This window comes from Chryseobacterium sp. L12, assembly GCF_056133985.1.
Map to the genome: position 1 here is coordinate 59,928 of NZ_JBVYOF010000019.1, position 18,974 is coordinate 78,901.

General features: G+C 35.0%; 23 protein-coding genes. 9 read left to right on the forward strand and 14 right to left on the reverse strand.

Features of this window, described 5'->3' with window-relative positions:
- Nucleotides 1-58 precede the first annotated feature (58 nt).
- The 4 genes from AC0NBN_RS12065 to AC0NBN_RS12080 all read left to right on the forward strand — a co-directional run bounded on the left by AC0NBN_RS12065 (nucleotide 59) and on the right by AC0NBN_RS12080 (nucleotide 3,214).
- Nucleotides 59-1,450 (forward strand): RtcB family protein, encoded by a 1,392-nt coding sequence (locus AC0NBN_RS12065; RefSeq protein WP_160813302.1) that lies wholly within the window; start codon nucleotides 59-61, stop codon nucleotides 1,448-1,450.
- Between the two features lie 87 nt (nucleotides 1,451-1,537).
- Entirely contained in the window at nucleotides 1,538-2,125 is a 588-nt protein-coding gene (locus AC0NBN_RS12070) for a hypothetical protein (RefSeq protein ID WP_143882805.1), read from the forward strand.
- A complete protein-coding gene (locus AC0NBN_RS12075; RefSeq protein ID WP_160813303.1) occupies nucleotides 2,104-2,724 on the forward strand; it encodes a peptide chain release factor-like protein in 621 nt (206 codons plus the stop codon). The genes AC0NBN_RS12070 and AC0NBN_RS12075 overlap by 22 nt, the downstream gene beginning before the upstream one ends.
- Nucleotides 2,711-3,214, forward strand: coding sequence for a hypothetical protein (locus AC0NBN_RS12080; RefSeq protein ID WP_160813304.1), 504 nt, complete (start codon nucleotides 2,711-2,713; stop codon nucleotides 3,212-3,214). Before AC0NBN_RS12075 ends, AC0NBN_RS12080 begins: the two co-directional genes overlap by 14 nt.
- Before the next feature lie 19 nt (nucleotides 3,215-3,233).
- Here the strand turns inward: AC0NBN_RS12080 and AC0NBN_RS12085 are convergent, their stop codons facing one another.
- Both AC0NBN_RS12085 and AC0NBN_RS12090 read right to left on the reverse strand, forming a co-directional pair.
- On the reverse strand, nucleotides 3,234-3,524 hold the full coding sequence (locus AC0NBN_RS12085; protein ID WP_160813305.1) for a cytochrome C: 291 nt from the start codon (nucleotides 3,522-3,524) through the stop codon (nucleotides 3,234-3,236).
- Between the two features lie 24 nt (nucleotides 3,525-3,548).
- Entirely contained in the window at nucleotides 3,549-3,842 is a 294-nt protein-coding gene (locus tag AC0NBN_RS12090; protein WP_160813306.1) for a cytochrome c family protein, read from the reverse strand.
- A 360-nt stretch (nucleotides 3,843-4,202) separates the two neighbouring features.
- On the opposite strand from AC0NBN_RS12090, the gene AC0NBN_RS12095 reads away from it, so the two are divergent.
- Nucleotides 4,203-4,622 (forward strand): WG repeat-containing protein, encoded by a 420-nt coding sequence (locus AC0NBN_RS12095; RefSeq protein WP_160813307.1) that lies wholly within the window; start codon nucleotides 4,203-4,205, stop codon nucleotides 4,620-4,622.
- A gap of 78 nt (nucleotides 4,623-4,700) precedes the next feature.
- Complete coding sequence (gene meaB, locus AC0NBN_RS12100) at nucleotides 4,701-5,684, forward strand: methylmalonyl Co-A mutase-associated GTPase MeaB (protein WP_160813308.1); 984 nt, start codon at nucleotides 4,701-4,703, stop codon at nucleotides 5,682-5,684.
- On the opposite strand, the gene AC0NBN_RS12105 is transcribed toward meaB, so the two are convergent.
- Nucleotides 5,681-6,226, reverse strand: coding sequence for a DUF4251 domain-containing protein (locus tag AC0NBN_RS12105; protein ID WP_160813309.1), 546 nt, complete (start codon nucleotides 6,224-6,226; stop codon nucleotides 5,681-5,683). The genes meaB and AC0NBN_RS12105 overlap by 4 nt on opposite strands.
- Before the next feature lie 98 nt (nucleotides 6,227-6,324).
- Here AC0NBN_RS12105 and AC0NBN_RS12110 point away from each other — a divergent pair, with 98 nt between their 5' ends.
- Together AC0NBN_RS12110 and AC0NBN_RS12115 are read left to right on the forward strand one after the other, a co-directional pair.
- Nucleotides 6,325-7,131, forward strand: a complete 807-nt coding sequence (locus tag AC0NBN_RS12110) for a M48 family metallopeptidase (protein WP_160813310.1) — start codon at nucleotides 6,325-6,327, stop codon at nucleotides 7,129-7,131.
- Between the two features lie 60 nt (nucleotides 7,132-7,191).
- The gene (locus tag AC0NBN_RS12115) at nucleotides 7,192-7,503 is read left to right on the forward strand and encodes a hypothetical protein (protein WP_143882797.1); all 312 of its coding nucleotides are present in this window, start codon (nucleotides 7,192-7,194) and stop codon (nucleotides 7,501-7,503) included.
- Nucleotides 7,504-7,536: 33 nt separating this feature from the next.
- Here AC0NBN_RS12115 and AC0NBN_RS12120 read toward each other — a convergent pair whose 3' ends face one another.
- From AC0NBN_RS12120 to AC0NBN_RS12165, 10 genes are all read right to left on the reverse strand, one after another.
- A complete protein-coding gene (locus AC0NBN_RS12120) occupies nucleotides 7,537-8,175 on the reverse strand; it encodes an outer membrane beta-barrel protein (RefSeq protein ID WP_160813311.1) in 639 nt (212 codons plus the stop codon).
- Entirely contained in the window at nucleotides 8,159-8,974 is an 816-nt protein-coding gene (locus tag AC0NBN_RS12125) for an ABC transporter ATP-binding protein (RefSeq protein ID WP_143882795.1), read from the reverse strand. Before AC0NBN_RS12125 ends, AC0NBN_RS12120 begins: the two co-directional genes overlap by 17 nt.
- A complete protein-coding gene (locus AC0NBN_RS12130; protein ID WP_143882794.1) occupies nucleotides 8,974-9,726 on the reverse strand; it encodes an MlaE family ABC transporter permease in 753 nt (250 codons plus the stop codon). The genes AC0NBN_RS12125 and AC0NBN_RS12130 overlap by 1 nt, the downstream gene beginning before the upstream one ends.
- 80 nt (nucleotides 9,727-9,806) lie before the next feature.
- On the reverse strand, nucleotides 9,807-11,177 hold the full coding sequence (locus AC0NBN_RS12135) for an exopolysaccharide biosynthesis polyprenyl glycosylphosphotransferase (protein WP_160813312.1): 1,371 nt from the start codon (nucleotides 11,175-11,177) through the stop codon (nucleotides 9,807-9,809).
- Between the two features lie 43 nt (nucleotides 11,178-11,220).
- On the reverse strand, nucleotides 11,221-11,850 hold the full coding sequence (locus AC0NBN_RS12140) for a 7-carboxy-7-deazaguanine synthase QueE (RefSeq protein ID WP_160813313.1): 630 nt from the start codon (nucleotides 11,848-11,850) through the stop codon (nucleotides 11,221-11,223).
- A 7-nt stretch (nucleotides 11,851-11,857) separates the two neighbouring features.
- Entirely contained in the window at nucleotides 11,858-12,742 is an 885-nt protein-coding gene (locus AC0NBN_RS12145; RefSeq protein WP_160813314.1) for a bifunctional 5,10-methylenetetrahydrofolate dehydrogenase/5,10-methenyltetrahydrofolate cyclohydrolase, read from the reverse strand.
- A gap of 31 nt (nucleotides 12,743-12,773) precedes the next feature.
- Complete coding sequence (locus AC0NBN_RS12150) at nucleotides 12,774-13,064, reverse strand: type II toxin-antitoxin system RelE/ParE family toxin (protein WP_160813315.1); 291 nt, start codon at nucleotides 13,062-13,064, stop codon at nucleotides 12,774-12,776.
- Nucleotides 13,054-13,272, reverse strand: a complete 219-nt coding sequence (locus AC0NBN_RS12155; protein WP_160813316.1) for a hypothetical protein — start codon at nucleotides 13,270-13,272, stop codon at nucleotides 13,054-13,056. The genes AC0NBN_RS12150 and AC0NBN_RS12155 overlap by 11 nt, the downstream gene beginning before the upstream one ends.
- 43 nt (nucleotides 13,273-13,315) lie before the next feature.
- The gene (gene pgi, locus AC0NBN_RS12160) at nucleotides 13,316-14,956 is read right to left on the reverse strand and encodes a glucose-6-phosphate isomerase (protein WP_160813317.1); all 1,641 of its coding nucleotides are present in this window, start codon (nucleotides 14,954-14,956) and stop codon (nucleotides 13,316-13,318) included.
- A gap of 230 nt (nucleotides 14,957-15,186) precedes the next feature.
- Nucleotides 15,187-16,101: a DUF4349 domain-containing protein gene (locus tag AC0NBN_RS12165; RefSeq protein ID WP_160813318.1), complete on the reverse strand. Its 915-nt coding sequence runs from the start codon at nucleotides 16,099-16,101 to the stop codon at nucleotides 15,187-15,189.
- A 202-nt stretch (nucleotides 16,102-16,303) separates the two neighbouring features.
- Here AC0NBN_RS12165 and AC0NBN_RS12170 point away from each other — a divergent pair, with 202 nt between their 5' ends.
- Nucleotides 16,304-17,662, forward strand: a complete 1,359-nt coding sequence (locus AC0NBN_RS12170) for an acyl-CoA dehydrogenase family protein (protein ID WP_160813319.1) — start codon at nucleotides 16,304-16,306, stop codon at nucleotides 17,660-17,662.
- An 89-nt stretch (nucleotides 17,663-17,751) separates the two neighbouring features.
- Here the strand turns inward: AC0NBN_RS12170 and AC0NBN_RS12175 are convergent, their stop codons facing one another.
- Nucleotides 17,752-18,864 carry an AI-2E family transporter gene (locus AC0NBN_RS12175; protein ID WP_160813320.1) on the reverse strand — a complete coding sequence of 371 codons (1,113 nt, stop codon included), beginning with the start codon at nucleotides 18,862-18,864 and terminating at the stop codon, nucleotides 17,752-17,754.
- Nucleotides 18,865-18,974 lie beyond the last annotated feature (110 nt).

An 18,974-nucleotide genomic window follows, 5' to 3' on the forward strand; every position in this document is an offset into this window, starting at 1 on the left:
TTCGATGCAAAAATGTCTAACATCTTGCGTCTAATATCTAACATCTTATTATAAAACAATGGGAAATTTAAAACTAAAAGGAAAAGATATATTAAAATTAGGTTATCCAAACAATCAAAGCGTGAACATCGCTTTGGAGGTTATGAAAAGGAATTTTGCAACCAAAAATATTCATTATGTGAAATCTCTTTTAAAGGAAATCCACCAGAATCCGGAGAATTTTGAGAAAGATTTAACCTTCGGACAAATCGCAGAAGCTTTGCTTTCATCCAAGAAAACAGAAAAAAGAATGCTCAACACAAACCGTGCTTCTTTCCAGATTTTCGGAAACAATATTTCGGATGAAGCAAAAAACCAATTGTACACCGGACTGAAACTTCCGATTGCAACACAGGGCGCTTTGATGCCCGATGCGCACAGTGGTTACGGACTTCCGATTGGCGGCGTTCTCGCCGTGGAAAATGCGGTGATTCCTTACGGAGTAGGGATGGATATTGGTTGCAGAATGTCACTCAGTATTTTGGATACGCCAATTTCATATCTGGACGGCGCAAGAGATAAATATGAAAAAGCGCTTGCCGAACATACCAAATTCGGGATGTACGAAACGCATAAATCTCACGTCGATCACGAAATTTTTGACAGAGATACGTTCGATTTGATTCCGATTTTGAGACGATTAAAAGGAAAAGCCATCAAACAGATGGGAAGTTCTGGAGGCGGAAATCACTTTGTAGAATTCGGGGAAGTCGAAATTACGGAAGAAGACAAACAGATCAATCTTCCAAAAGGAAAATATCTGGGGATTCTTTCACACAGCGGTTCTCGTGGTTTAGGAGCAGAAATCGCTCAATATTATTCGAGAGTTGCAACAGAACAATGTCCGTTGCCAAAAGAAGCACAAAACTTCGCTTGGCTCGACTTAAACACGCATCTCGGATTAGAATACTGGACAGCGATGAATCTCGCAGGAGATTACGCTTCGGCCTGTCACGACGATATTCACAGAAGATTGGTAAAAGCAGTCGGAGGAAGAGTAAAAGCAAGAATCGAAAACCATCACAACTTTGCGTGGAAAGAAATCCATAACGGAAAAGAAGTGATAGTTCACAGAAAAGGGGCAACTCCGGCAAATGAAAATGAATTGGGAATGATTCCGGGTTCAATGACGGCAAAAGGTTTTATCGTTCGGGGAAAAGGAAATCCAGATTCGCTAAACTCGGCTTCTCACGGTGCCGGACGGGAGTTTTCGAGAGGAGAATGCAGGAACCGTTTCACGCAAAATGACATTAAAAAAGAATTAAAGCTAAAGAATGTTACTTTGATGGGCGGAAACGCAGAAGAAGCACCGATGGCATACAAAGAAATCAATGAAGTGATGAATGCACAAAGTGAACTGGTCGATATTCTCGGAACTTTTCAGCCTCGAATTGTGAGGATGGATAAATAATGGTTGTTAGTTTTTGGTTGATGGTTTTTAGGATTTTTAACGCCATCAACCGACAACTTTCAACAATAAACCAATTAATTAAACAAAATGAAAAAAATATACAAACAAGAATATTTTAATTATCACGAAAGCACTCTCGTTGTTTGTCCAAATTGCGGAAAAGATGCTGTTGTGAAAAATGAAAGTAATTACAAAGAAGCAACTTTAGAATGCAGACATTGTGATTTGAGAAAAGCTGGATTGGATTTGGTGATATACAAAGCATTTGTAAAACTCAATTGTCCGATTTGCGTACACCCAATCCGCTATGAACAAGGTAATTTGAAAGAAAAGCCAAAAAATGTTATGGTAAAATGTGATGAATGCGGTTCTTCTTTTGAAATTCAATCAAAATCTGAAAAATATCTTAATTGTTCTCCAAAAGAAGAAGGTCTAATACACGACCAAGTTTTTGGTTGTCCGTATTATTTTCAGGCAGATTTTAAAGGGAAATTGTTCTGGGCGAGAAACTTACAACATCTGTTGGAAATGGAGAATTATGTCTCATCAGATTTAAGAACAAGACTGCCATACAGAATGCGGATGGTAGAAAGACTACCAACATTTATTAAAGAAGCCAAAAACAGAGAGGCAATTTTAAAAATTTTACAAAAATGGAAAAACTCGTACAAATAACCTCAGGAAGAGGACCTTTAGAATGTCAATGGGTAGTTGCCAAAGTTCTGAAGGTCTTCCTAGAGGAAGCAAAACAAAATAAAATCGATTACGAAATTATTCACCGTGAAAATGGAGATGAAAACCTGACTTTGAAATCCTTAACCCTCCTTTTAAAATCTAAAAGCGTCAATGAGTTTTTAAAAACCTGGCTCGGAAGTATCCTTTGGATTGGGAAAAGCACTTTCAGAAAGCTGCACAAAAGAAGCAATTGGTTTATCGGAATTTTTGAACTGGAAGGTTTGGAGAAAATTCAGTTTAATGAAAAAGATCTTCAGTTTCAGACGGCGAGAAGTCAGGGAAGCGGCGGACAAAATGTGAATAAAGTAAACACTGCTGTTCGGGCAACGCATATTCCGACAGGGCAAAGTGTTTTTGTTCAGGATTCTCGCTCTCAATTGGAAAAAACCTGGAATAATCATCTGAATGTTCAGCGCGGAAATCCGGTCAGAACATTTTCGGGGACAGATTTTAAAAAGAATAATCAGGAAAAATCTTTCAAAAAAGAAAGAAATCAACTGAAAAACGAATTAAAAAACTACAGAAATGACCTTAACTAAAAGTAAATATTATTTTGAAGCCTTGGATAATTATCCATACAGTTTACCAGATTGTCTGGAAGCTTTGAATTATGCGCTTTCCTACGATCCGGAAGATGCAGACAGCCTTTGCCTGATGGGAAGAATCTACAGCGAAATGCTCATCGATTATGAAAAAGCAAAGCTTTATTTTGAAGAGGCTATGCAATGTGATATTACCAATCTTAACACACCAAAATATTATATCAAATGTCTTTTGGATAACGAAGATTTTCAGGAAGCAGAAAAGCTGATCAATTATTCATTAAAAATAAAAGGAATTGATAAAGCTACGATCTGGTTTTACAGGGCTTTGCTTTCCGAGATGAGAGGAAGTTTTCTCAATGCCATCAAATTTTTGAAAATTTCTGAAAAATACTGCTTTACCGAATATAGTTTAAATGTGGTAAAAGAAAGAAGGAAATTCATCAAGTCTAAAATACCAAAAAGAAAAAAGAAGGAGACTCAATAGGTCTCCTTTACTTTTAAATTTATTTCTCGTTTACAGAAATCAGATAATCATACACCATTTGATGCTGTTCATCGCTAAGTTTGGCTTTTGGTGCCATTCTGCTTAGCGTTTTTATCCATCCCTGATCATCATGCTTTGCTGGGTCGGGTAATTTGTGGCATCGGTTACACGAATTTTCAAAAACAGTTTTTCCCTGAGCAAGATGTTCGGCAGAACTGAATTTTGGACCTGTAACTGCCATACTTTTTGGTCCGCATGATACGGCAAATGCAGCAACACCAAGAAGACTGATTACAATACTTTTTTTCATGTTAATATATTTTGTTGGTTTAAATTATTTTTTCACAGAAACCACATAATCATACACCCACTGATGCTGTTCATCATTAAGTTTAGCTTTGGGCGCCATCGAATTCATTATTCCTACCCATTCTATGGATGTATATTGTGTAGGTTCAGGAAGGTCATGACATCTTTTGCAGGCATTTTCATAAATAGTTTTTCCCTGTGCAATCTGCTCTGCCGTACTTGTTGCCAATTTTGGAGCTTCCGCAGTGACAGTAGATTTTGGAGTACAGGAAACAAATAAAAGACCAACGAATGATCCCGCTAAAAGTAGTTTTTTCATTTAGATTTATATTTTTATGTTTAAAATCGCAGGATTTCTATCAATTTTTGGTTTAAAATAATGCGATTGTATATTGTTTTTAATAATTTATGTAAACAAAAATAATGAAATTATGATGCAGACTTATGTTGATCTTTTAATTTAGAAGTAATAAAATTAATGCGCAAATTTTATTTTTAAGGAAGTTATTTTTATATTTTTGAGAGAATTTGTGGTAAGATTATCCTTCTTTATTTAGGGGGAAAGATTATAACAGAAAAATTTTAACAAATGAATTTTAATTTAAATTTTTTTTTCGTTTTTTGTTTTATGAATCTTTATTCTCAAAACGAAAGTAATATACAGCAAAATGACATTTTATTGCTGAAAAAAGACGAAAAAACATTCAAATTTGCATATTATAATTCTAAAGGAAAAAAGGTTCTTGGAGACTATTGGTTCGCAAAAGATAAATATTTAAAAAAATTTGCAATCGTTTCAGATCCAAGCCCAGTTATAATTGATAGGAAGGGAACTCATATTTATGATATTTTCGTATTTGATAATGGTGTTGATTACGAAAGTGAAGGGTTAATAAGAATCATTAAAAATGAAAAAATAGGATTCATTGATTCAAAAAACTATGAGTTAATTATAAAGCCTCAGTTTAAATGTGCATATCCATTTAAAAGGGGAAAAAGTCGCGTTTCTTATGAATGTGATATTTTCAAAGATGGAGAATATTCAATATGGAAAAGCGAAAAATGGTTTTACATTAATAAGAAAGGGGAAAAGTTATAAAATTAATATTATGTAATCAATGTTTAAAGTTAACATTATAAATCATCTATCGAACAAATTTATACTGATAAATTCAAAATGAAATTTTCAACAGAGGAGTTACTTAAAGGAATACAATCAGGAAATAAACGGCTGATTGGCAAAGCCATTACTTTGGTTGAAAGTACAAAACCCGAACATCGGATTCAGGCAGAAGAACTTTTGAAGAAAATTCTTCCTTTTACAGGAAAATCAATTAGGATAGGAATTACAGGCGTTCCGGGAGCAGGGAAATCTACCTTTATAGAGAATTTCGGCAGACTGGCTATTGCTAAAGGTAAAAAAGTCGCTGTTTTGGCTATTGACCCAAGTTCGGCGATCAATAAAGGAAGTATTTTGGGCGATAAAACCAGAATGGAAGAATTGGCAAAAGAGGAAAATGCTTTTATTCGCCCTTCTCCAAGTTCAGGATTTTTGGGAGGTGTTGCCAATACGACTTTTGAAACGATGATGATTTGCGAAGCTGCAGGTTACGATTATATTTTAATTGAAACAGTAGGAGTGGGGCAGTCTGAAGTGTTGGTTTCAGATATTACGGATGTTTTTTTATTTCTGAAAATAATTGGTGGCGGAGACGAACTTCAGGGTATCAAACGCGGAATAATGGAAATGGTGGATGTTGTTTTCATTAATAAAGTGGATGAAAATAATCTTCAAAAAGCCAAAAACACCAAGCTTGAACTAAAACGTGCTTTAGATTTTCTCCCGGCAAAAGAAAAAGACTGGAAAGTTCCGGTATTGCTGGGATCTGCATTAAAAAATGAAGGCTTAATAGATGTTTATCAAAAAATTGATGATTTTATAAATTTAAAAAAGAAAACAGACCGATTTGAAGCTGTGAGAAAATATCAGGCAGAAAAAAGGTTTGAATATTGGGTTCAGGAATTTATTCTTGCTTCGGTTAAAAACGGTGATTCAACAGAAGAATCTTATATTCAGCATAAAAAAAATGCTTCGATGTTGGTTTCTAATCCCAGTACCGAAGCAAAATTGTTTGTTGAAAAATTTCTTAATAAAGATTAGTCAATCTTCTTTTCTTTAATTTCTTCATTTTGAGAAATATATCCGTTATATGTAATCGGCTGCCTGTCATTACTTTGTATTGAGGTAGAAGCCTTTCCGTTTTTAGAAACATCAATAAATATTTCAGAAACATTTTTCACATCATTCGGCTTGATTTTGATAATCCAGTTCCCTTTTTTGCTTTGCGATTTTGTAAGCGTATAATCTTTGGAAGTAAACCGGTAACTGTCTGTTGTTCCATATCCCGGATTAAATGTTCTTCCGAAATAAGGCAATGCAACATCCAGAACTTTTTTTCTGATTTCTATAGAATATCCTTCTCCTGATAGATCAAAAATTCTTTGAGCTGCCGGATTAGGCATTGTATTAACAATATTAATAACATCCTGATTCATTGGAAGAGCTCTTTCTGCATGAAATGTAAACTCTTCGCTGGAGATAAGGGTATTCGCAATCTGAGATTCTGCTTTTCCTTGAGCATTACAATTATATAGGAAAACAAAGACTGACAATATGGAAAGTATTTTTATGTATTTTTTCATGACAATAAATTTAGTAAATTTATCTATCAAAATCTGTGCAACTAAAATAAATATTTTGGAACAGAAATTGTAAAGCATGAGATATAATAAACATATTTATGAAAATTACACATTTATTAGGAATAGGAACAATCGCTTTAGCAGTTGCAGCTTGTACTACAAATCCGATGACAGGAAGAAAATCTTTACAGATAGGAACCTTAAACCCACAAATTACTACTGCAGCAGTTCAGCAATATCAGCAGACATTGAAAGAAGCAAAAGTAGTAACCGGAGCACAGTCTCAAATGGTTAAAAAAGTGGGAAATAATATTAAGCTGGCAGCAGAAAAATATTATTCAAGCATCGGAAGGAGTTCAGATCTTGCAAATTACCAATGGGAATTTAATCTTTTACAGGATAATCAGGTAAATGCCTGGTGTATGCCTGGTGGAAAAGTAGCCGTTTATACAGGAATTTTGCCAATTACGAAAGACGAAACAGGTCTTGCTGTTGTGATGGGACACGAAGTTGCCCATGCTTTGGCTGGTCATGGTAATGAAAGAATTTCTCAGGCAATGGTGGCGCAATATGGAGGTGCTATTTTGGGAGGAACTATTTCTAATGCACAGCTTGCAAGAGTTTTTGAAGCAGCATATCCTATTGGATCTCAGGTTGCACTTTTAAAATACGGAAGAACTCAGGAATCTGAGGCAGATGAAATGGGGTTGAATTTAATGGCTATTGCCGGGTACGATCCTAGACAGGCAATACCTTTTTGGAGTAGAATGGAGGCTCAGTCATCAGGAAACAGACAGCCGGAATTTTTGTCTACTCACCCAAGTCCGCAGACCAGAATAAGTGATATTCAGAAAGATCTGCCAAAAGCTTTAGAGTATTACAGAGCAGCAGGCGGAAAATCTTAAGTAGATAATAACAAAAGCCTTTTCTGATGAGTTTTGAAAAGGCTTCAATATTTTAAAGTTATGAAAAGCATTACAGTAGTCGGAATGATACTTCTTGCAGTATCAGCTTTACTTTTTTATCTCACCACAGACTTTACTGTAGAGAAAATTACGATTTCTCATGTAATGGGTGTGATGGCGGGTATCGGGATAGGGCTGATTTTTGGTGGTATGATCGGATACATCAGTAAAGGAAGTGCTATTAAGGCTGAAGCAAAAAGAAGAGAATTTAAGCAGCTTCAAAAAGAAAAAGAAGAACTGGAAAGACAGACTTTGGAAATTGAAAAACAGAAAGCTGAACTGGAACAGCAAAAAAGAAATCCTCAAATATAATTTTGAGGATTTTTATTGTAAAGCGGTTATTTCTTAAAATTTATATCCTAAACCAAGTAAAAAAAGACTTGATCTGTTGTCGTAATTAATCTCCTGATCGGATCCTGCAACACTATTGATAAATTTTCTCTGATCTTTAGAAAATGCACCTTCATATCTTGCAGATAGTATTACTTTGGAAATTTCACTTTGCAATCCTAGCTGATAACCAACTGTAAAAGATTTGGTGTTCACTTTCTGAATAAAATTATCAAAGTTATCATCCTTTGCCAGATTGAAACTTCCAACCGGACCGGCATAAGCACTGAGCATATTTCCTAGAAGATTTACACCCACCAATACAGGGATATCAACTCTGCTGCTTTTTGCTTTAATGGTGGTCTGATCTGCATTTGCATCATTCTGTACCGTCACTTCATTGCTGAAATTGGTATAGTAGATTTCCGGCATTACATATAGAGCAGTAGGCAAATCAATTTTTAATGATAGACCTACGTTGAAACCGGTAATATTTTTACCTTTTTGTTCTACAGCATTGGTTGCAGCCGTTTTAAGATTCTTCCATGAAGCAGAACTTGTAGGAATCAAAACATTGGCTTTACCAGCTAATGAAATTTGCGCTGAGGCTAACATACTAAAGCCTATAAAAGCGGCACTAATTATTTTTTTCATTATCTTCAAATTTGGTGATTGTATTATCAATTGTTTTATTATTCTCTAAAAGATATTCTCTTAATTCTTTAAATAATTCTGATGAATAAACGAAATCAATAAGATTTTTGTTCCCTGCAGTGATCAGAATATCTTTGTTTCCTTCCCATTCTTTAATGCCAAGCCGTAGATAAACAATTTTTTCACCTATGGTCATTACAGAATTCATATCATGGGTATTGATGATAGTAGTGGTATTGTATTCTTGGGTAATTTCAAGTAACAAATCATCAATAATGTTAGATGTATAAGGATCCAGACCCGAATTTGGCTCATCGCAAAACAAGTATTTCGGATTATTTACGATAGCTCTTGCAATGGCTACACGCTTCTGCATTCCTCCTGAAATTTCAGATGGGAATTTTTTGTTGGCTTTGTCAAGATGAACTCTTCCTATTACCTCAAAAACTCTTCTTTTCTTTTCTCTGAAAGTCAGATTGGTAAACATATCTAGCGGAAACATAATATTTTCTTCTACCGTAAGAGAATCAAAAAGTGCACTTCCCTGAAATACGGTTCCTATTTCCGCTCTCAGCTGCTGTTTTTCCTCTCTGTTCATCACATTAATATTCCTTCCGTCAAACAAAATTTCTCCTGAGGAAGGCTGGTAAACATTAAGCAGACTTTTCAGGAAAACCGTTTTACCGGAACCACTCTGTCCAATGATCAGGTTTACTTTTCCTTCATCAAATGTTGTGGTAATTCCTTTAAGGACTTCCACGGTTTCAAAACTTTTCTTCAGATCTTTTACCTCAATCATTAGCTTAATATTAACTGTGTTAGAATTAATTCGGAAATAATAATGAAAACCATCGTCCAGACTACTGCTTGTGTACTGGCTCTACCTACTTCCAGCGATCCTCCGTTTACAAAATATCCGAAATATGAAGGTACGGTGGCAATTATAAATGCAAAGACTATTGTTTTACTGAATGCATAATAAATAAAGAGATTGGGCATATACATCTGTATACCATTAATATAATCCGCTGTAGTCCAGTTTCCTGTAAGGATTCCTGCAATATATCCACCGCCAATACCAAAAACAATACTTATGGCAATGAGCAGCGGGTTAAAAATTACACACGCAATAATTTTAGGGAAAATTAGAAAGTTTGGGGAGTTAACTCCCATAATATCCAAAGCATCAATTTGTTCTGAAACTCTCATGGTTCCGATACTTGATGCAATATATGAGCCTACTTTTCCGGCTAATATCAAACTGATGATGGTAGGAGAAAACTCCAAAACCAAAACCGCTTTTGTAGCATATCCTACAAATGAAGGAGGAATAGGGAATGATGATGCATCAAAATTATTAAACATCTGAATGGCAACAACTGCTCCTACGAAAATGGAAGTAAAAATAACCAACCCGAAAGAGTTGACTCCCAAATCATTGATTTCACGCATAAGAAGCTTCCAGAAAACCCTCATTTTCTGTGGTTTCTGTATGGATTTACCAAGAAGCAACATGTATTCTCCTATTGCTGTAAAAAACTTTTTTAACATTCTGCTAAATTAGGCTATTTTATTGAATTTTAGATGTTGGATAAGTTGTGCAATCACAGCATTATCTTATCCTTATTAATTTATTTTGCTTTTTTATCTCCTTTTATAATCAATATAATTGTTTTGAGGATAATAGCTAAATCCATCACAAAACTCCAGTTTCTTATATAAAAAGAATCAGCAAGAATTCTCTTATTCATTTCTATTTCTACATTACCGCTGTCTCCACGAAGTCCTTTTATCTGTGCTAAGCCTGTTATTCCGGGATAAGCATGGCTTCTAAGAGTATATCTGCCAATTTTTGGCTTGTAAAAATTGTCTACAGCCAGCATGTGAGGTCTTGGTCCTACGACAGACATATCACCTTTCAGCACATTAATAAACTGAGGCATCTCATCCAAGCTTGTTTTCCTCAAAAACTTTCCTATCGCAGTAATTCTTACATCATTTTCTTCCGTTGTCTTTTTGGAAGAATCTTCATTTACCACCATTGTACGGAATTTAATACAATTGAATATCTCTTCATGATACCCATATCTTTTCTGGATAAAGAAAACAGGTCCCTGTGAACTTCTCTTGATTAAAAATGCAATAATCGGAAACAACCATGAACAAATCAAAACTAGGACCAATATGGAAAAAACAATATCAAAGCCCCTCTTTAATAAAAAATTAGAATAATAATCTAACGGATATTTTGCCTGATTCAGAACCGGCTGTGTTTCTATATAGCCTAAATCATAAAAGAAAAAACTATTTTTTGAAATGCTGGGAATAAGGGTGATATGCACTTTGCTTGCCTCGGCAAGAAGGAAAATTTCACTTTGTTCAGACGGGCTTAACTGATTTTCTGTGGGAATGAAAAGAGTATGTATTCCGTTTTTTTTCCAAAAATCTGCCAGATTTTCTTTGTTTAATTCAGTCTGGTTATAGTCGAATATTTTATATCCAAAATCTTTTCTGTCTTTAATAATTTTCTTTAAAACATTGGTAGAATCTGTTTCGCTCAGAAACATAACATTTCTGTGATTGATCCCTTTAGAACGGATGAATCGTATGGAAAAGTAGACAGCAGATTTTATCACAAATATCAGAAAGAAAAGAGACAACGAAAGCCAGGTCAGTTCGGATCCGAAAAACTGATTGGCACTCACTTTTCTGATTAAAACCAAACCAATTGTAAAAAGAAGAAAATGAGTAATGATTCTCTCTACAAACAGAATATAAGTAAGATTTCGCGAAATATTGTAAATTTTTGTTTTTCCGCTTAATAAGATCCAGAAAAAAATCACCAGAAGCAAAGGAAAGGAATTTTCGTACCACAAATCTCTGTCATGTACCAGATCTCGGTTGGTACTGATAAAATAATAGACGAATACCATTGCAATCACCAAAAGGTCTAGCAATATAATCGCTGTTTTGAGATAACGTGAGTATCTTATTCTTTGCATTGATGCTTATTGAAACAAACCGCAGAAGCGAAGATAGATAATTTTATGGAATATTGAGATACTTGTGGGTCTGAACTGAAGCTCTCCATTGCGGATTTTCTAAAATAAAATCTGTAATTTTAGGATACATTTCATCCCTTTTACTCCATTCGCTCTGAAGATACAACGTACAGTCTTCTGAAACTTTTGAAGCCTGTTCCTGAGCAAATTTAAAATCGTTGTTATTGAAAACAATTACTTTAAGCTCATGTGCTTTGGCGTAAATTTCCTCTTTCGGAAGTCCTGTTTTCTTTGGCGAAAGGGTAATCCAGTCGATTTGTCCGCTTAAAGGATAAGCACCCGAAGTTTCGATATGAATAGAACATCCTAATTCTTTTAGCTTTCCTGTTAAAATATCAAGATTCCACATCAGAGGTTCTCCGCCTGTTAAAACAATTGTTTTAGAATGTTTAGCTGCAGTTTCTGCAATTTCTTCTGCATTCATTAACGGATGTAAATTCGGATCCCAGCTTTCTCTTACATCACACCAATGGCAACCGACGTCGCAACCGCCCAGTCTGATGAAATAAGCTGCTTTTCCCGTATATGCTCCTTCTCCCTGAAGAGTGTAAAAATGCTCCATTACAGGGAGCATTTTACCTTCTTTTAATAATATTTCTTCTGTTAAATTCATTTTAAAATTAGTCGTTATAGACCGAAGTTTTGTAAGCAATGATGGTATTTTTCATCAGCATCGCTCTTGTCATAGGACCTACTCCTCCTGGAACCGGCGTAATCCAGCTTGCTTTTGCTGCACAGCTGTCAAAATCTACGTCACCCGCCAAATAGTATCCTTTCGGAGAATCATCGTCTACTCTTGTTATTCCCACGTCTACAATTACAGCTCCTTCTTTTATCATTTCACCTTTTAAAAAGTGGGGATCTCCTAGAGCCGTGATTACGATGTCTGCTTTTTTAGTATATTCTTCAATGTCTTTTGTGTAAGAGTGTGTAAGTGTTACCGTAGAATTTCCAGGGAAATCTTTTCTTCCCATTAATATACTCATCGGTCTTCCTACAATTTTACTTCTTCCGATGATAACACAGTCTTTACCTTTTGTTTCAATATTATATCTTTCCAGTAATGTTAAAATTCCAAACGGTGTTGCCGGTAAGAACGTATCCATTTCCAAAGCCATTTTTCCGAAATTTTCAGGGTGAAACCCGTCAACATCTTTTCTCGGATCGATTGCGTTGATGATTTTTTCCTGATCAATCTGCTTTGGTAAAGGCAACTGAACGATAAATCCGTCTACAGCTTTCGACTTATTTAATTCATCGATCTTTTCCAATAATTCAGATTCTGAAACGGTGCTTGAAAATTTAATTAAGCTTGACTGAAATCCAACTTCTTCACAATCTTTTACTTTTGCATTTACATAAGCCTTACTCGCTCCGTTGTTTCCAACAAGAATCGCTACCAAATGCGGCGCTCTTCTTTTGTTGGCAATGATTTTTTCTACTTCAGCCTTAATTTCCTGTTTTATTTCTTTGGATACTTTTAATCCGTCAAGAATTTGTGCCATTTTTACTTTTATTACTTTTTATTAGATTTTCTTATGGATATTTTTCCGGATTCTGGTGTGTGCAGAAGACGGAGAGGATATAAATCATTTTTTCATCTTCACTAATTTCATAGAAAATAATGTAAGGAAATTTCTTTACAGTGAAAGCTCTTACATTTCTGTGCCTTTTCTGAAAATACGGATTTGTAATTATTCTATCAATTGCCAGATCTAATTGTTTATTGAAGTTTTTTAAAACTTTGACCGAGATATCAGCATAATACTTTGTTGCTTCTACAATATCTTTTTCGGCAGTGGGCAAGAATTTATAACTAAAGTCCATATTTAGCTCTGATTCTTTTTAAAGATTCTTTGCCATCTATTGCTTTTGATCTGTCTTGTTTTAAAGCTTCATCAATCACTCTTTTCATTTCATCCGTCAGTTCAAAATCATCCTCATTTTTTTCAAAGCTGATCTTCATTTTTTTCAAAAGATTTTCCATTAAAGTTTCCTCTTCTTTATCTTTCAGATGTATTGTAATGGTACTCATATCTTTTATTTTTAATCAAAATTAATGAAAATCAGCAATAATTTTATTTGTTTGCTTTATAATAATTAATCAATCCGTTGGTTGAAGAATCGTGAGAATTAACCGTCTCATTGTTTTCAAGTTCCGGTAAAATTTTATTCGCCAAAACTTTTCCTAACTCCACACCGAACTGGTCGAAACTGAAAATATTCCAGATCACCCCCTGAACGAAAATTTTATGTTCATACAACGCAATTAACTGCCCTAATGAAAAAGGAGTTAATTCATTGAATAATATTGAGTTAGTTGGGGTGTTTCCGTGGAAGACTTTATAGTTTAACAGGAAATTGATTTCCTCATCAGATTTTCCTGAATTTCTTAATTCATCCTCAACTTCTTCTTCTGTTTTTCCGAATGCAAGTGCCTCAGTCTGAGCAAAAAAGTTAGCCAGCAATTTATCCTGATGGTCTGAAACTTTATTCGGACTTTTTGCATACGCAATAAAATCTGCAGGAATCAATTCTGTTCCTTGGTGAATCAACTGATAAAATGCATGTTGTCCGTTTGTTCCCGGTTCTCCCCAAATGATTGGTCCTGTTTCATATTCTACAAATTTGCCGTTTCTGTCCACACATTTTCCGTTACTTTCCATATCTCCCTGCTGAAAATAAGCAGGAAAACGGTCTAAATATTGTGAGTACGGAAGGATTGCATGAGTAGTCGCTGCATAAAAGTTACGGTACCAAATTCCAATTAATCCCATTAAAACCGGAATGTTTTCACTAAAATCTGCTGTCTGGAAATGCTGATCCGTATCGTAAGCTCCTCTTAATAGCTCCTCAAAATTTTCATAACCTACTGCAAGAACAATACTTAAGCCGATTGCACTCCAAAGCGAGTATCTTCCGCCAACCCAATCCCAAAATTCAAAAATATTTTCTTCTGCAATTCCGAAGTCTTTAACTGCTTGACCATTAGTGGATAAAGCAACAAAGTGTTTTGCTACATCTTCCTGTTTTCCGGCTTTTAAGAACCAGTCTTTCGCAGAATTGGCATTCGTCATTGTTTCCTGTGTCGTAAATGTCTTTGAAGCAATAATGAATAAAGTTGTTTCAGGGTTTAAAGTTTTTACCACTTCCGCCAAATGATTTCCGTCTACATTGGAAACAAAATGAACGTTTAACCTTGTTTTAAAATGCTTTAAAGCAGAAACTACCATCACCGGTCCCAAATCTGAACCTCCGATTCCGATGTTCACTACATCTGTAATTTCTTTTCCGGTAAAGCCTTTATGGTCTCCTGAAATAATGCTTTCGGAAAAAAATTTCATATGATCCAGAACTCTTTTGATCTGAGGTTTGATATTTTCACCGTCAACCAAAATTTCTTTATTTGAAAAATCTCTCAAAGCAGTATGGAGAACAGCTCTTCCTTCCGTTTCATTGATTTTATCTCCCGCAAACATCTTGGAAATGGCTTCCTTTAAATGACATTCTTCAGCGAGGTTCAGCAAAAGCTCTTTTGTTCTTGAATCAATTAAATTTTTAGAATAATCGAATAAAAAGTTAGATTTTTTAATTGAAAATTCATCAAAACGGTTCGGATTATATTGAAAAAGGCTTCTTAAATCAAAGTCATTATTCCCGAAATGATCATCCAGAGCCTTCCAGCTATTGGTTTGAGTAGGATTTATTTTAGATAACATAAATTAAGTTTAAGTTTTAATAAGCTGAATTTCTGTAGTATCAGGCAGAATTTTGCTGAAATCCAGGCAATATGTTTTAAACCGCAAATTTACGGAATTTTCATGCAATGATGTTAATTGCGGATTAAAAATCCAAAACAGTTCTCTAAACTAGGATTTTATGAGACATACTTTAAAATAAAACCTCCACAAAAGCAGAGGTTGTCAGAATTTATGTAAATAACCAGAGGTTAGGATGCCGAATGGTCTGTTGTTTTGATTTTCAGTTTTTTATTAGATTGGTTTTTGCGGTAAAAGTAACACCCAAGAGCAAAAATTATTATAATCGGCCAAATGGTAATCAATCCGACTATAATTCTCTGAATCAGATAAAAGCCTTCTATAAAAGCATTTTTAGCGCTGTAAAAAAAGTTGAATTTATACTTGTTATCAATATTGGTTGAGTTTGCAACAGCAATTTCAGCAATACGCAGTTTCGGTTCTTTGATGAGAATGTCCACCGTGCTGTATTTCAGATTGTCTGTCACATCAAGATTGGCGAGTTGCTGCAGGTTTTCTTCTGCCATGTTATTATTACTCATATTGATCTTGTCTTTTGTTGTTTTAAGTTCAGAAATGTTATCGGCAGTTTTCCTGATTCTTTTTCCTTCCAGTTCTGCATATTTAATGCTTGACGTCACATCTTCAGCATTGATGATTCTGGAATTTAGAAACAGCTTTTTATTATTAACAAAAGATAAAAGCTCACCAAGCTTTGAGGTCGGAACTCTCACCTGCATTGAATTTTCGGTTTGATATTTTTTAACCATCATAGCATTGTCATCGGAAGTATTGTAAGTATCTTCAGAGATTACCCTGCTTTGCAGATTGCTGTGGGTAACAAATCCTCCGAGTTCCTGTACCGATTTTTCTATGGAGATAGTAGCATCATACACATCCTTTACTTCCATATCAACATTGGCAGTTTTAATAAACTGTTTGTCTTTTACCGACATGGTTGCCACAGAAGAAATACTGTCCGCAGAAATTTCGTTGCTGTAGTTGGTGGTTTCTGAAACGTTTTCTATAGCTTCTCCTTTTTTGCATGAATAAATTCCTAATAAAATAGCGCTTACTAATGATAATCTGATGTAGGTCGTTTTCATAATGTTGATTTTTTTATGTTTGCTTAAGCCAAATTTCGAGCAGATTTTTTTGTAATTATTGAATATCGCGGGTAAACCTTTTGTAAATAATTAAATCAGTTTAAATTATTGAATATAAGCGTTTTGTAAAATAATGTCGGATGTGTGCGTGGTATTTCGGATTGATTTTTGCTAATATTTTACAAATTAAATCTCAATTAGTATGTCTAAAACTTTTTCCAAAATCAGAAATGCCATAGAATTATTTAAATCAATAGATTTTGATCAGCTCAGCGAAATTTCACAAAAAGTAAATCTTCCCAAACTGATGGAAAATTTTTCCAAACTGGATGACAAACAGCTGAAAGGAATGATGAAAATGCTGGATCCTAATAAAAAGAAAAAAGAACTGCCTGCAATTGACGGAGACTTTTATGATGTTTCGCATACATTGACTCCCGAGCAAAGAGAAGTGCAGCTTAAAGTAAGAGATTTTATGGAAAAAGAAGTAAAACCTTTGGTTAATCATTACTGGCTGCATGACGAGTTTCCACATGAGTTGATCCCTAAATTTCAGAAACTGAATATCTGCGGGGTTACTTACGAAGGATATGGCTGTCCCGGAATGCCTTTCCTGATGGAAGGAGTTATCGCAATGGAAATGGCGAGAATTGATGCTTCTATTGCAACATTTTTTGGGGTACAGTCTGGTCTGGCAATGGGTTCCATTTACATTTGCGGTTCAGAAGAACAGAAACAAAAATGGCTTCCTCAAATGCAGAAGTTTGAGAAAATAGGAGCTTTCGGATTAACGGAACCTGAAGTTGGCTCCGGCGCTGCAGGAGGTCTAACAGTAACCTGCAAAAAAACACCTGAAGGCTGGATACTGAACGGACAGAAAAAATGGATCGGAAATGCTACGTTTGCTGATCTGATTATTGTTTGGGCAAGAGATTTAGATGATGGTGAAGTAAAAGGCTTTATTGTTGAAAAAGATAACCCTGGATATTCTGTAGAAAAAATTAGAGGTAAAATGGCTCTGAGAATTGTTCAAAACGGATTGATTACTTTAAAAGACTGTTTAATCACAGAAGAAAACCGATTGCAAAATGCCAACTCATTCAAAGATACTGCTAAAGTCCTGCAAATGACGAGAGCCGGAGTTGCCTGGATGGCGACAGGTTGTGCAAGAGGAGCTTATGAAAGTGCATTAGATTATACAAGAAAAAGAGAACAGTTTGGTAAGCCGATCGCTTCTTTCCAAATGATTCAGGGGCATTTGGTAGAAATGCTCTCAAACCTGACAGCAATGCAGACCATGGTTTTCAGACTTTCAGAAATGCAGGATGAAGGAATTCTGAAAGACGAGCATGCTTCTTTAGCCAAAGTTTTCTGTACCATGAGAACAAGAGACGTGGTTTCCAGAGCGCGGGAAGTAATGGGCGGAAACGGGATTTTGCTGGAATATGATGTAGCAAGATTTGTTGCCGATGCCGAAGCTATTTATTCTTATGAAGGCACAAAAGAAATCAATTCTTTGATTGTCGGAAGATCTATTACAGGGTTCAGCGCATTTGTGTGAAAATGATATGAATGGTCAGTAGTCAATTTGCATTGGTTGTCAGTTTTTAAATTCATTTGCAAAGCAAATTCATCATTGACCATTGTTTTCTAATCCATTTCCTTCAAAGTAATATTCTTAGAAATTTTATAGCTTTTTTTCTTTTTGTTTGGTTTTTCTTCTTCACCTAAAAGTTTTCCCCAGGGTTTTAAGCTTTCTACCCTTTCGAAAATAATTTTAAGAATGGCAATAGCAGGAATACAAAGAAACATACCTGAAATTCCCCAAAGATGTTCGCCAACCAAAATTCCGATAAAAGAAAACAAAGCATTGATTTTTACTTTGGAACCCACAACAAAAGGAAGAACGATATTCCCGTCTATGGCATGTACAACCACATAACCAATGGCGACATAAATACAGCTTGATAAAGTGCCTGTTGCAAAAGCAATAAAAGAGGAAATAATCATTGATATGAAAATTCCGATATAAGGAATTACATTCAGAAGACCTGTCAGAACACCAAGCAAAATTGCATATTTTACTCCTAAAATGGTCAAAAGGGCTGTAGTAAGAATAGAAACAATGATGATCTGAAGACATAACCCGACTATGTATCGTTTTGTCATAATTCTCACTTCTGCAACAGCTTCCTGAACGCTTGTTTTATGTTTTTCATTAAAAACATTGATAATAAAGTTATTAAGTATTCTTCTGTAATTTAAAATGAAAATAAAAAATACAATGAAGAATGCTAAAAAACCGAGACTGCTCGAAAATATCCCTAAAGTAAACCCTAAAATTATTGCTGTAGAAGACAGAAGTTTCTTCAAACCCTGATCCAGATAAGTAAACTGCTCATCAATTTTTACATTGAATGTTTTGGATACCCATTTTTGCAGATCATGAAAAACATTGGTTGCCTGAGCGGTAAGCTGCGGAATATCCCTGCTGAAACTGGATAGCTGAGAGCCGAAGAAAAAAATCATTCCGGTAAGAATAATGAGTAACATCATCACAGACAGAATAGTAGAAAATGATCTCGGAAATTTTAATTTCTTTTCTAAAAAATTGGCAATAGGTAAAAAGATCATTGCCATTAAGAATGCCAGAAAAAACGGAGCCAAAATGCTTTGTCCCAACTTTATAAGATAGCCGATTCCGATGATAGAAACCACCGCTAATGTAAGTCTCGTGAGGAATGGGAGTTTAAAATAATTCATAAAAGATATTCTACTGTATAAAAATAATGAAATGCAGCTGATTTGAAATGTATTTTTTTAAAATAATATTAAGTATTTCAAACAAAAAACACGTCTTTAAAAAACGTGCT